This is a genomic window from Nitrospina gracilis Nb-211 (genome assembly GCF_021845525.1).
GTDB classification, from domain to species: domain Bacteria; phylum Nitrospinota; class Nitrospinia; order Nitrospinales; family Nitrospinaceae; genus Nitrospina; species Nitrospina gracilis_A.
This window is the reverse complement of sequence record NZ_JAKJKD010000001.1, coordinates 2,639,728-2,652,159: the sequence shown is the minus strand read 5'-3', so window position 1 is coordinate 2,652,159 and position 12,432 is coordinate 2,639,728. Positions and strand designations below refer to the sequence as shown.

The following is a 12,432-nucleotide window of genomic DNA, read 5'->3' as shown; positions in this document are numbered from 1 at the left end:
AGCAACAGCCGCAAGGAAAATCCAGTTGCGAAGAGAGATCACTGGCATCCCCGCAACGAAAGGCCACGCCGGGTGTCCGGGTGGATAATGAGATGTCGGGCCTGCCGACGGAAGGAGACCGGCTTCATATGTATTCGATCTCCACGTTGTCGAGGTAGCGGGCCATGCGTTCGAGGGTGGACTTCATTTTTTCCCGCTCACTGCTGGCGACGGCTTCCAGAACCCCGCCCAGAAAACTCAACTCCTCGAAACCGTAGCTGGCTCCCGATCCCTTGATCATGTGTGCCAGGTTTTTCAGGGCGGTGATGTCGTCATTGGCCAAAAAACCGCGCATGCGTTCCACATCCTGCCGCCGGTCGGCGAGATAGCCGGGGATGAGGGATTTCAATTCTTTGGGAATGAGGACCGGGATTTTATCTGGAGACGGGCTGGGCTGGTTCATGGATCCACTTCAAAAACATTGAAACACTTATCCTAATGAATTTGACGCGGGGTTTTCAACCGGTTCCGGGGGAAAACCTCTCATTTCCAGATAAACACCGCCAGGGTGTGTGCGTGGAGCGGGTACGGCGCGTCTTCGGGATGGATAGTTTGTGTCCGGTTTTCAACGGTTTCAGTGTCGGGCACCGCTTCGGTGTCCAGCACTGTCTGCCAGCCGCCGGAGGGGGCGAGCCGGGGCAGGGTCCAGTCCCGTTTCTTCCGTTCCGGATTCATGAGTAGAAGCAGGGAGTCGGAAGCCTGGAGCGAACCGTTCCCGGCGGGGCAAGCGAGAAGACAGCCGAGAGCGTGCGTTCCCGGGGCGTGCCAGTCCGCTTCTTCCATCTCCGTGCCGTCCGGTTTCAGCCAGGCGGCGTCTTTCAATCCCGACTCCGCGTCGATTTCCCCGGTCAAAAACGTTTCCCGTCGGAATATGGGGGAAGCCTTGCGAAGCGCAATGAGTTTGCGTGTGAACTCGAGGAACTCCCGTTTGCTGTCGTCCAGATGCCAGTCGTGCCAACTGAGGCTGTTGTCCTGGCAATACGCGTTGTTGTTGCCGCGCTGGGTGCGGCGCAGTTCATCGCCGCCGGAGATCATGGGCGTACCGAGCGAGAGCAGGAGCGTCGCCATCAGGTTTTTCATGTGCTGTGTGCGTTTGCGCAGGATTTCGGGTTTGCGTGTGGCTCCCTCAAGGCCGTGGTTGTAGCTGGCGTTGTCGTTGTTGCCGTCCCGGTTGTGTTCGCCGTTGGCCTCGTTGTGTTTGCGATGGTAACTGACCAGGTCCTGAAGCGTGAAGCCGTCGTGGCAGGTGATGTAGTTGACGGTGGAGCGGGGAGGGCGGTCCTGCGGATGGTAGAAGTCGCCGCTTCCGGCAAGCCGACGCGCCATGAGCCCCGTCTGTTCCGGCGCGCCCAGCCAGAAGCGGCGCGCGGTCTGGCGGTACTGGTCGTTCCATTCCGACCAGCCGTTGGGGAAGCCCGCCACCTGGTAACCATCGTGCCCCAGGTCCCACGGCTCGGCAATGAGCTTGACCCTGGAGAGCACCGGGTCCGCGTGCACGGCTTTGAAGAAAGGCGTATCGCGGTGGAAGCCGGTTGTGTCCCGGCCCAGCACCACGCCGAGGTCGAAGCGAAAACCGTCCACATGCATGTCGGTTACCCAGTAGCGCAGGCTGTCGAGGGCGAGCCGCCGCACCTGCGGGTGGGTAAAGTTGAGCGTGTTGCCGCAACCGGTGATGTTTTCGTACCGCGCCGGGTTTTCGGTTTCCAGCCGGTAATAGGTGCGGTTGTCGATGCCCCGGAAACAAAGCGTGGGTCCGCGCGAGTCGCCTTCCACCGTGTGGTTGTACACCACGTCGAGGATCACCTCCAGCCCGGCCCGGTGCAGGGCGCGCACCATTTCCTTGAACTCGCGGATGGGATCGGCGGTGGCGGCAAGGCGCAACTCCGGCGCGAAAAAAAGAAGCGAGTTGTAGTTCCAGTAATTGGTGAGATGGCTTTGCACCAGCCGGTGCTCCTCCGCCCCCTGGTGAACCGGCAACAATTCGACGGCGGTGACGCCGAGGGACTTCAGGTGTGCGAGGGCGGGCTCGCTGGCCAGCCCGGCGTAGGTGCCGCGCAGGGCGGGCGGGATATCCGGATGCTGGCGGGTGAAGCCTTTGACATGGGTTTCGTAGATGAGGGTCTCCGTCCAGGAGGTGTTGGGCGGTTGGTCGCCCTGCCAGTCAAAGGCCGGGTCCACCACCCGGCACAGCGGGGCGCAGAAGGCATTGTCGGCGCCGTCGGGCCGTGTTCTGGATTCGGATTCTTCTTTCAGGTCGGGGGGCAGGCTATGCCAACGCCGGTTCCATTTGGGAGTGCGTCCCAGTAGACGGCCGTAGGGATCGGCCAGCACCTTCGAGGGATTGAAACGGTGGCCTTTTCCCGGCGCGTAGGGGCCGAACACACGAAAGCCGTACAGACAGCCCGGTTTCAAATCCGCAACCCAATGGGTCCAGAGGTGACCCGGTCCGCGGTCCATGGGCAGGCGGCGGGTTTCGGCGGAGGTTTTGTTCGATTCAAACAGGCACAACTCCACCTGAGTGGCGTGTTCCGAGTACAGAGCGAAGTGGACCCCTTCCGCGGAGGACACGGCCCCCTGCGGGGACAGGGTGTGGGGTGAACCGGTCATGACGTGCTCCCGCCGGAGATTCCGTACGGGCGCCCCGTAAATTTCCGCCGGGCCGCCCGTACGGAACCTCCGTCAGTACACCGGGTTGTGAAAATAATACAACGCGTCGTCGCCGGGAACAATGGTGTAGTCCGGCAGGCTGGAGCAGTGTTCGTGGGTGATCTTCCACTGCCCGCTGTTTTTACTGAACACGTAGGTGCAAACGCTGTGCTGGCGTTCGTCCGTGCTGAGCCGGGACGTGACGCTGATCAACTCGTCCACCAGCAGGAATCCGACTTTGTCGCCGACGTTGCCCGCCAGCACGGTGCGGTTCTGTTCGCATTTCAGCCCCTGGAGTTCCGAGATCATGACCTCGTAATCCTTGATACGGTTTTCAGGCAGGATGCGTTTGTCGTCGTTGATGATGACCATATCCGGCGAATAGAAGTCGAAGATCTGCCGGGGCTTGCTGCAGACCATCTGGTCCATCTTTTTGAGCACGTTGACCAGAGCGTCGGTATCCGCCGCGAACGCCTGTCCGGCGGCCACGATCCAGAAAATCCCTGCAACCAGAAAGGGCAGAAGGCGATTGTATCGTTTCATGAGAAATGTCTCCCAAGTAGTCTTTTTTCAGGTTTCGTGAATGATTGGATTCGTTCACCCGCATCCCGTCACCGGGGTGCGGTGGGCGTCACGGAAAATTCTGGAAATAGATGTTCACCTCTTCCCCTTCATATCCCCAGCCGTAACTGCCGCGTCCCGCAAGGGTGGTGATGATGCCATTGGTATCCACCTTGCGGATGCGGTTGTTGCCCATGTCGGTGATGTACAGGTTGCCCTTGGAATCGAAGTCGATGCATGCCGGTTGCTTGAGCATGGCCTCCTTGGCCGGGCCGCCGTCGCCGAACAATCCCGCCACACCCGGACGTCCGGCAACGTGTTCGACGATGCCATCGCGGGTGATCTTGCGGACCGTGTTGTTGTTGGTTTCGACGATATAGAGTTCGCCGGAGGGGCTGAACTTGATGTCGCCGATCATCTTGAACCCGGCTTTCAGGGCAGGACCACCGTTGCCGCTGTACTCGTGGCTGCCGTTGCCGGCGAAGGTGGTGACGATGCCGTTCTTGTCGATCTTGCGGACCACATTGTTGGCGGTGTCGCCGATATAAAGGTTGCCTTCTTTATCCATGGTCAGAGACTGCGGATCGCGGAAGGACGCGTCCTTGGCAGGGCCGCCATCGCCGGTGTAATCGGAACTGCCATTGCCGGCGATGGTGACGATTTTGCCATCGGGCGTCACCTTGCGGATCTGGTGGTTGATACGGTCGGAAACAAACAAATTGCCCTTCTTGTCAAACGCAAGGCCGGAGAACTGGGTGATGATGGTGATCTCCGAATGCGACGACCGACCCGTGTATCCAGCCTGCATGATCGCTTCCTGGTAATCCTGGTCGCCGGTGGAAATATACAGGCTGATGATTCCGTTGTTGTCGACTTTGCGGATGAGGCTGACAAATCCGCTGGGGCTCTGGAAAAAGATTTCATCCTTGTGGTTCAGCTCAAGGATGGTGGGGAAGACCGAAGCTTCGAGCGCCGGGCCGTTGTCCCCGATGTTACCGCGGATGCCGTTACCCACGATGGTGGTGATGATGCCATCCTGGTCGATCTTGCGGATACGGTAATGCCCCTTGTCCGCGAAGATCACATTGTCCTGCTTGTCCACCACGATGCCGTGAGGGAATTCCAGGTTGGCTCCGGTGGCGGGACCGTTGTCGCCTGCGAAGTTCTTCACACCGTTGCCGGCGACGGTCTCCACGCGGCTTCCCTTCTGATACATCTTGCGGATGCGGTAGTGCGAGCGGTCGATCACCAGCAGGTCGCCGTTGTTATCGATCTCCACGCCGAAGGGCAGGTGCAGGTTGGTTTCACGCGCCACTTCCGCGTCGCCATTGTAATCCTGCTGGCCCGTGCCCATGACAGTGCGGATCATGCCCAGCGCATTGACCTTGCGGATGCGGTTGTTGTTGCGGTCGGCGATGTACACGTTCCCTTCATCGTCAACGGCCACGTCCGTCGGACCTGCGATGCTCGCCCGATAGGCGGGGCCGTTGTCCCCGATGAAGAAAAATCCGCCATCACCCGCGATGGTGGTCATCAGTCCCGATTCCGCGTCCACCTTGCGGACGCGGTTGTTGCCGCGGTCGGCGATGTACAGGTTGCCCTGTTTGTCCACCGCCAGCCCGAACGGTTTGTCCAGGTTGGTGCGCAGGGCGGGCATGTTGTCGCCGTTGTAACCCTCATTGCCCGTTCCGGCGTAGGTGGTGATGGTGCCGTTGCGATCCACTTTGCGGATCACGTTGTTGGAGCGGTCGGAGATGAACAGGTTGCCCTGACCGTCCACCGCCATGTCCGAAGGCAGATTCAGTTTGGCCTGGGTGGCGGGACCGTTGTCGCCGCTGTACCCCGCTTCCCCGGTGCCCGCGTAGGTGGTGATAGTGCCGCTGGTGTCCACCTTGCGCACGACGTGGTTTTCGCGGTCGGCAATGTACAGGTTGCCTTCCTTGTCGAAGGTGAGACCGGCCGGAACTTTCAGCGTCGCTTGGGAGGCCGGGCCGTTGTCGCCGCTGTAACCGGAGACGCCGGTGCCGACGACGTTGGTGAGCATGCCGTTTTTGTCGATCTTACTGACGATGTTGTGTGAGCGGCGGGAAATATAAACGTCCCCGTTGGGCGCCACGGCGATTCCATCAACCAGCGATATGGAGACGGTGGTCGCCTTTTGGGGCTTGCCGAGTTTTGCCTCTCCCGCGGAAGGCATCAGAAAAACGGCCGCCAGTATCCAGAGGCTGGCATAAAAGGCGGTTCGGAGTGTTGGTGTCATGCAAAACCTCATTTTGAAATTACGGGCCCGAAGGGCCCTCCTTTTTGAGTAATGACCCAGAGTATCACTTTCCAGGCGCCGGTGGGCACCCCCGAAATTCCAGCTTTGCTGACCGGTGACAGTTGGACCGGACAAGAGGTTCTCAAGATTAAAATGCCCGTCTGTTGTCCGGGGGAGCGGCCCCCATCCAACCCGGGCACAAATCCTGTAACTCTCTTGAATATTGGAATTTTAAGGGATTATACGGAGCCACCCCCTGATGTCAACGGATTTTGTGGCGCGTGCGGAGGGTGGGTCGGGAGAATCCTCATGTCGTATCAAAAATAATGGAAGGCATGGGATCGTAGGGGGAAAAATGATATGATGAAATTCACGCAAGGCAGACCACTCTGTGATTATGATCTCAGATCGGACGGGAGCTTAACGTATTATGAAGGTACTTCTTATATTTCCTCCGGACTGGCTTCCCTCGGAGCCCTACCTGAGCCTGCCTGCCCTGACCTCCGTCCTGCGACCGGCCGGGCACGAGGTCATCCAGCGCGACATCAATGTCGATATGTACGACCTGATGTTCAGCGAGCGGTTCCTGCGCCACGTTAAGAACCGCATCGATTTCGAGCTCCGCCACTTGCAGGTGGTGGCGGATCAGCGCGCCCTGGACGAAGAAGAAAGCGCACTCCGTGAGCAGTTGAGGGCATGGGACGAGCCCAGCTTGCAGGCCCTCATCCGCGACGCCACCGAAGCCAAGCGTATCCTGCGTTGTGACGATTTCTACGAAATCGGCAACCTGGAATGGGCCAGTCATATCCTGCATGCGACGATGGCTTATATCAGTCTCGGTTATTATCCGGCGCAAATCTGTTTTCCGCCCATCGAGACGGAACTGGTTTACAAGCCGTTCATGTCGTCGGAAATCCTGGAAGCGCTGGACGACACTCAAATTAATGTATATCGCGATGTGTACCGGTTCCTACTTGCGGATGTCATAGAGCAGGAAAAACCGGACGTGGTGGGCATCTCCATTGTCCAGCAGAAGCAGCTCATCTCCACGTTCACCTTTGCCAAGATGATCAAGGAGCAGGCGCCGGACACGCACATCACCATCGGCGGCAATATCGTCACCCGCCTGCGCGACGCGCTCATGGAGAAAGGCGGCCTGTTTCAGTACGTGGACACGGCGGTGCTGTACGAAGGCGAAAGCGCGTTCCTGAAACTGGTCAACGCGCTGGAAGCGGGCGAGACGGACCTCACCCACCTGCCGAATCTCATCTGCAGAACCGAACACGGCCTGCAGAAGAATCAGGACGTGTTCGCGGAGAACATGGACAAACTGCCGCCGCCGGATTTCGACGGCCTGCCGCTGGAGAAATACTTTGTACCGCGCCTCATCCTGCCGTACCTGGCGACGCGCGGCTGTTACTGGGGACGGTGCACCTTCTGCGATCACTTTCAGGGATACGTCGAGGGCTACCGGACCAAGCAGATCGCGCAGATCACCGAGGAAATTCAATTTCTCCAGAACAAATACGGCAACCGGCATTTTCACTTCACCGACGAGTCGTATCCCCCCGCGCTGTTCCGCAAACTGTCCAAATCGCTCATCGACAACAAGATCGACATCGCGTGGACGACGCACATGCGTTTTGAGGAAAGCCTGCTGGATGAAGAGGTGTGGGACGACGCGGCGAAGTCCGGGTGCCGTTACCTGCATTTCGGTTACGAATCCGGCAACAAGCGCGTGCTTGACCTCATGGACAAGGCGACGAACCTGGATGCCATCCGCACCAACCTGCGCATGTCATCGAAGTTCGGCATCTGGAACCACATCATGGGGTTCTTCGGCTTTCCCGGAGAGACCGCGGGCGAGGCGGAAGACAGCAAGCGCTTCTGCCACGAAAACCGCGATCACATCCATTCGCTCGGGTTCATGACCTTCGTTCTCGGCCGCTTCAGCCCGGTGGCCATGGAGCCGGGAAAATACGGCGTGACCGCGTACAAGAATCCGGAGTGGGACCTTGCCCTCGACTATTACTTCACCGTCGATGACGGGTTGAGCATCCAGGAAGCGCTTGAGGTGTTCGACGAGTTCGAGCGCGACCACGACCCCAAGTGGGACCTGCGTACGGCGGTGCGGGAGTACATCTTTTTGTATGTGGACCACTTCGGCACCAACGAGCTGACGCAGCTACACGTCCGTCCGGACCAGCGCCCCGCCGTTTACAACAACCCCGTCGGCATGGTATAGAACAAAACCTTACCGGGATCACCAACAACGTTCTCTTTGGTTAAAGGAAAGCGAGGGCACATGAGACACTGGATATGCGCGGTTTTGTTTCTGGGAATGGTGGGTTGCGCCACGACGCCGGTCAATCCGGAAGACGTGGACAACGCGATGGGCGAAGCGCGGAAGATCAACAACAAGTACGGCACCGGGTGCCTGTCTCTCGGCTGGCCGGAAGGATCGATTTCCTACATCAACTGCGTGCTCAATTTTTACCAGCAGGAGAACACGGACGTGGAAGACCGGAGGCCCGTGCTGGTGGAAGCGCTGAAGCGCGCCACTCAGAAAAAATAACGAAACGTTGTTTAGAGATTGAATCAGGAACCCGGCTTCCCAGGCCGGGTTCCATGCGGGTTTCCCGGCCCTGCGCGGGCATCCGTTTCGCGCGACTCCGGCTTTTCGGCCGTTTGATTCCCTACCTGCCGTGTGCTAAACTCGCCATGCTCCCACCGGATTGAATCCTTCGTGGCAGTGCCTGCATCCTAAATGAAACAACCCTTTTGCAAGGTTTCCGGATGAACATTCCCTTCACCAAAATGAGTGGAAGCGGCAACGACTTCGTCATTATCGACAACCGCGAAGGCGTGGTGGCGGATACCATCAAGCGCGATTTCGTGAAGAAAGTCTGCCGCGTGAAAGATTCCGTCGGCGCCGACGGGGTGATCTTCATCGAAAACACGGACCGCGCCGACTACAGGTGGGATTTTTACAACAGCGACGGCTCTTCCGCGGAAATGTGCGGCAATGGCGGCCGCTGTGTGGCGCGCTACGCGTTCGAGAAAGGCATCGCTCCCCAGGCGCACACCTTCGAGACGGTGGCGGGCATCATCAGCGCCGAGGTCAACGGGCCTTTGGTGAAGGTGAAACTGACGCCGCCGGAGCATTTGCAGGAAGGGCTGGACATCGAATTCGAAGGCGTTCACTACAAGGTGGACAGCGTCAATACCGGCGTGCCGCACGCCATCGTGTTCTCCGAGGACGTGGAGAAGGAAGACGTGACGACCGTCGGCCGGGACATCCGGTACCACACCGTGTTTGCCCCGGCGGGTACCAACGTCGACCTGGTGCAGAGGCAGAAGGGCGGGTTGAAGGTCCGCACTTACGAACGCGGCGTCGAGGGCGAAACGCTCGCCTGCGGCACCGGCGTGGTGGCCTCCGCGCTCATCGCCTCGAAGCGGTTTGAGATCCCGTCCCCCGTGCAGGTGGAGACCCGCGGCGGGGAAGTGTTGAAAGTGCATATCGAGCCCAATGACAACGGCCTGCCCACGGTGTACCTGGAAGGTCTGACCAAGCTCACGTTCGAAGGGCACATCGTCGAACTCTGATCCACCCCCAATTCACGGAATCCATCATCATGTTTGAAGGCTCCCTCGTCGCCATCGCCACGCCGTTCAAAAACGGCAAGGTCGATGAGCAGGCTTTTGAGAAACTGCTCCGGTTCCATATCGACCACGGCACGCAGGGCGTGGTGCCCTGTGGCACCACCGGCGAGTCCGCCACCCTGACCCATGAGGAGCACCACCAGGTGATCCGGCAGGCGGTCGAGGTGTGCAAAGGCAAAATCCCGGTACTCGCGGGAACCGGCTCCAACTCCACCGCTGAGGCGATCGAGCTCACCCGGCACGCGGAGGAGATCGGCGCCGACGGATCGCTTCTCATCACGCCGTACTACAACAAGCCCTCGCAGGAAGGGCTGTACCAGCATTTCACCGCCGTGGCGAAGGAAACGAGCCTGCCGATCATTCTCTACAATGTGCCGGGTCGCACCTCGGTCAATATGCTTCCCCACACGGTGGAGCGGCTGGCGAAGGAGAACAAAAACATCATCGGCATCAAGGAAGCCTCCGGCAACCTGATGCAGATCAGCGAAATCATCGAGCGTTGCGGCGATGACTTCGTCGTGCTCTCCGGCGACGACGGCCTGTTGTGGCCGATTCTCGCCGTCGGCGGCAAGGGCGTCATCTCCGTCACCGCCAACGTGGTGCCGGAAAAGATGGCGGCGCTCTGTAAAAGCTCCGCCGACGCCGATATGGACACCGCGCGTAAATTGCACTACGAACTGATGGCGCTCAACGACGCCTTGTTCATGGACACCAACCCGGTGCCGGTGAAGGCGGCGTTGTGGCTGATGGGCATGATTTCCGACGAGTTGCGCCTCCCGCTCGCGAAGCTGTCCAACGAACACATGGACCGGCTGAAAGCCACCCTGAAGCAGTACTCCCTCCTTTAACGGCGCAGGCCCGCACCTCCCGGATTGCGCTTGCAAAGCCGTGGGAGGATATTGTCCAATAGACTTGAGAACCCGAACAGGAGACGAACCTTGATCAAAGTGGGTGTGGTCGGCGCCGCCGGCCGGATGGGACGCAACATCATCGCCAGCATCGACGACACCGAAGGCGTGGAACTCGGCGGCGGTACGGAATCGGCAGGTCATCCGGACCTGGGCCGGGACCTGGGTGAACTGGCCGGCCTGGCAAAGAAAAACGTGGCGCTCACCGACGATGTGAATGCGCTTGTCGATGCGTGCGATGTGATCATCGACTTCACCCTGCCGGAAGTCAGCATGGCCACGTTGAAAGCGGTGGCGGCGAAGAACAAGGCGGTGGTGTTCGGCACCACGGGATTTTCCGCCGGGCAGAAACGCGAGATCGAACAGGCCGCCAAAAGCATCCGTTGCGTGCTCGCGCCGAACATGAGCATCGGCGTCAACGTGCTGTTCAAGATCGCGGGTGAGGTGGCGCGGGTTCTGGGCGATGCGTACGACGTGGAAATCGTCGAGGCGCACCACAAGTTCAAAAAGGATGCGCCCAGCGGCACCGCCGTGCGCATCTCTGAGATCGTCGCCGACGCATTGGAGCGCAACCTCGATGAGGTCGGCGTGTACGGGCGCAAGGGATTCAGTGACGGCCGCGGCGAAAAGGAGATCGGCGTGCACACCCTGAGAGCGGGCGACATCATCGGTGAGCACCGGGTGATGTTCGGCGGCATGGGTGAGACGCTGGAACTGTCCCACCGGGCGCAGAGCCGCCAGACGTTCGCCCGCGGTTCGGTGCGCGCGGCGCAGTGGGTGGTCAGCCAGCCGCCGGGTCTGTACGACATGCAGGACGTTCTGGGTTTGCGCGATTGATTTAAAGGAAACACATCATGCCGGGCATGAATTTCAAACTGGACCGACGCGTGTTCCTGAAAGCGTTTTCGCTTTCGGCGCTGGCGGCCCTGTGGCCCGGACGGTCGGAAGGCACGGTGCAGTTCCAGAACGACGAACGGTTTCCCTCCCATTACATCCAGAACCGCGACGTGCCGGGATTTTTCATCCGCTCTGCCAACCCGTTTCCCGGCGTCAACATGAACGAATGGGTGCTTTCGGTCAAGGGACTGGTGGAGAATCCCACCGTGTTCCAGTACGAGGACCTGTTCGGGCTCAAGATGATCAAGCAGACGTCACGCCTCAAGTGCGTGGAATGCTGGTCGGCCAAGGCGGAGTGGGAAGGCTTCCACATCAGCGAGCTGATCGAGAAGGTGAAGCCGAAGCCGGAAGCGAAGTACGTGGCGTTTTCCTCGGCGGATTCGTATTACGAAAGCTACACCATAGACGAGTTGCTCCGTGACCGCGTGCTGCTGGTCCTGCGCATGAACGGCTCAGCGCTCTCTCCCAACCACGGGTTCCCTCTGCGGCTCATCGCGCCGTTCAAGTACGGTTACAAGAACATCAAGTACATCACCGGCATCGAGTTTACGGACGACCGCAAGCGCAACTACTGGGCCGATTTCGGTCCGTATTCGGTGGACGGCACCATCCAGCCGGGCATCGACCATCCCCTCGACTTCAATAAAAAGCCCCTGCCCATCAACGGCGGCGAGGTGTTTCACTTCTTCGACAAGCGGCCCGATATCCAACGGAAAGGCTGATGATCCGGATACGCGGCCTGCTGATGGGTTTGGTGTGGTGCATGGCGGCTGCCTGCTCCGACAGTTCCGTGGAGCAGATCGAGGTCACCGTGCCGCCGGGCGTCACCGTTCCGGAAAACATGGTTTACATTCCCGAAGGTGAGTTCTTCTTCGGCGATCCCTCCGACCCCAAGACCGCGCTCGGCAAGCGTGTGAACCTCCCCGCTTACCTCATCGACCGGTTTGAAGCGACCCGCGGCGAATACAGTAAATTCGATTCCACCTACAAAGTGGATTCCAGCCTCGTCAAGTTTCCCAAGGTGCTGGTGGATTACGAACAGGCCCGCGCGTTTTGCGAGTGGAAGGGCAAACGTCTGCCGACCGAACAGGAATGGGAAAAGGCGGCGCGCGGCACCGATCGCAGAAAATGGGCGTGGCTGAATTTTGAACCGCACCCGAATAACGGCTTCTCCGGGTTTTTACCGGAGCCGGTAGACAAACGGACCGAATGGATCAGCCCCTACGGCGTGTATGGCATGGGGCACAACGTGTGGGAATGGACGTCCACCGACTACGACTACAACGGCATGCCGGGATCGGAGCAGGGGCGCTTCAAGGTGATCCGCGGCGGCCTTCTGCAGAGCCACCTCAAGATCGACTTCACCCCCACCTGGCACCGCAATTACATGGACCCCGGTGCGCGTTACAATTTTCTAGGGTTTCGTTGCGCGAAAGACGTTTGAAAAACGGGAAGGGC

The 12,432-nt window shown here is 59.5% G+C and carries 11 protein-coding genes; 7 read left to right on the top strand and 4 right to left on the bottom strand.

Annotated elements, in window-relative coordinates:
• Positions 1–124: 124 nt before the first annotated feature.
• The 4 genes from J2S31_RS12520 to J2S31_RS12505 all read right to left on the bottom strand — a co-directional run bounded on the left by J2S31_RS12520 (position 125) and on the right by J2S31_RS12505 (position 5,506).
• Entirely contained in the window at positions 125–442 is a 318-nt protein-coding gene (locus J2S31_RS12520) for an Hpt domain-containing protein (protein ID WP_237099429.1), read from the bottom strand.
• Positions 443–522: 80 nt separating this feature from the next.
• Positions 523–2,646, bottom strand: a complete 2,124-nt coding sequence (gene glgX, locus J2S31_RS12515) for a glycogen debranching protein GlgX (RefSeq protein ID WP_237099428.1) — start codon at positions 2,644–2,646, stop codon at positions 523–525.
• Between the two features lie 72 nt (positions 2,647–2,718).
• On the bottom strand, positions 2,719–3,228 hold the full coding sequence (locus tag J2S31_RS12510) for a nuclear transport factor 2 family protein (RefSeq protein WP_237099427.1): 510 nt from the start codon (positions 3,226–3,228) through the stop codon (positions 2,719–2,721).
• Between the two features lie 88 nt (positions 3,229–3,316).
• Complete coding sequence (locus J2S31_RS12505) at positions 3,317–5,506, bottom strand: NHL domain-containing protein (RefSeq protein WP_237099426.1); 2,190 nt, start codon at positions 5,504–5,506, stop codon at positions 3,317–3,319.
• 430 nt (positions 5,507–5,936) lie between these two features.
• Between J2S31_RS12505 and J2S31_RS12500 the strand changes: the two genes are divergently transcribed.
• The 7 genes from J2S31_RS12500 to J2S31_RS12470 all read left to right on the top strand — a co-directional run bounded on the left by J2S31_RS12500 (position 5,937) and on the right by J2S31_RS12470 (position 12,418).
• Positions 5,937–7,751 (top strand): B12-binding domain-containing radical SAM protein, encoded by a 1,815-nt coding sequence (locus tag J2S31_RS12500; RefSeq protein ID WP_237099425.1) that lies wholly within the window; start codon positions 5,937–5,939, stop codon positions 7,749–7,751.
• A gap of 60 nt (positions 7,752–7,811) precedes the next feature.
• Positions 7,812–8,081 carry a hypothetical protein gene (locus J2S31_RS12495; RefSeq protein ID WP_237099424.1) on the top strand — a complete coding sequence of 90 codons (270 nt, stop codon included), beginning with the start codon at positions 7,812–7,814 and terminating at the stop codon, positions 8,079–8,081.
• Between the two features lie 221 nt (positions 8,082–8,302).
• The gene (gene dapF / locus J2S31_RS12490) at positions 8,303–9,112 is read left to right on the top strand and encodes a diaminopimelate epimerase (RefSeq protein ID WP_237099423.1); all 810 of its coding nucleotides are present in this window, start codon (positions 8,303–8,305) and stop codon (positions 9,110–9,112) included.
• Positions 9,113–9,138: 26 nt separating this feature from the next.
• The gene (gene dapA, locus J2S31_RS12485) at positions 9,139–10,017 is read left to right on the top strand and encodes a 4-hydroxy-tetrahydrodipicolinate synthase (protein WP_371831655.1); all 879 of its coding nucleotides are present in this window, start codon (positions 9,139–9,141) and stop codon (positions 10,015–10,017) included.
• Positions 10,018–10,107: 90 nt separating this feature from the next.
• A complete protein-coding gene (gene dapB, locus J2S31_RS12480) occupies positions 10,108–10,914 on the top strand; it encodes a 4-hydroxy-tetrahydrodipicolinate reductase (RefSeq protein WP_272908816.1) in 807 nt (268 codons plus the stop codon).
• 17 nt (positions 10,915–10,931) lie between these two features.
• Complete coding sequence (locus J2S31_RS12475; RefSeq protein ID WP_237099421.1) at positions 10,932–11,696, top strand: molybdopterin-dependent oxidoreductase; 765 nt, start codon at positions 10,932–10,934, stop codon at positions 11,694–11,696.
• The gene (locus J2S31_RS12470) at positions 11,696–12,418 is read left to right on the top strand and encodes a formylglycine-generating enzyme family protein (protein WP_237099420.1); all 723 of its coding nucleotides are present in this window, start codon (positions 11,696–11,698) and stop codon (positions 12,416–12,418) included. The genes J2S31_RS12475 and J2S31_RS12470 overlap by 1 nt, the downstream gene beginning before the upstream one ends.
• Positions 12,419–12,432: the final 14 nt, after the last annotated feature.

Bases quoted from the DNA above. Each gene is read 5' to 3' on its own strand.
- J2S31_RS12500 (WP_237099425.1), top strand. From the start codon at position 5,937: ATGAAGGTACTTCTTATATTTCCTCCGGACTGGCTTCCCTCGGAGCCC.
- J2S31_RS12475 (WP_237099421.1), top strand. From the start codon at position 10,932: ATGCCGGGCATGAATTTCAAACTGGACCGACGCGTGTTCCTGAAAGCG.
- J2S31_RS12495 (WP_237099424.1), top strand. From the start codon at position 7,812: ATGAGACACTGGATATGCGCGGTTTTGTTTCTGGGAATGGTGGGTTGC.
- J2S31_RS12505 (WP_237099426.1), bottom strand. From the start codon at position 5,506: ATGACACCAACACTCCGAACCGCCTTTTATGCCAGCCTCTGGATACTG.
- glgX (WP_237099428.1), bottom strand. From the start codon at position 2,646: ATGACCGGTTCACCCCACACCCTGTCCCCGCAGGGGGCCGTGTCCTCC.
- J2S31_RS12520 (WP_237099429.1), bottom strand. From the start codon at position 442: ATGAACCAGCCCAGCCCGTCTCCAGATAAAATCCCGGTCCTCATTCCC.
- J2S31_RS12470 (WP_237099420.1), top strand. From the start codon at position 11,696: ATGATCCGGATACGCGGCCTGCTGATGGGTTTGGTGTGGTGCATGGCG.
- dapF (WP_237099423.1), top strand. From the start codon at position 8,303: ATGAACATTCCCTTCACCAAAATGAGTGGAAGCGGCAACGACTTCGTC.
- J2S31_RS12510 (WP_237099427.1), bottom strand. From the start codon at position 3,228: ATGAAACGATACAATCGCCTTCTGCCCTTTCTGGTTGCAGGGATTTTC.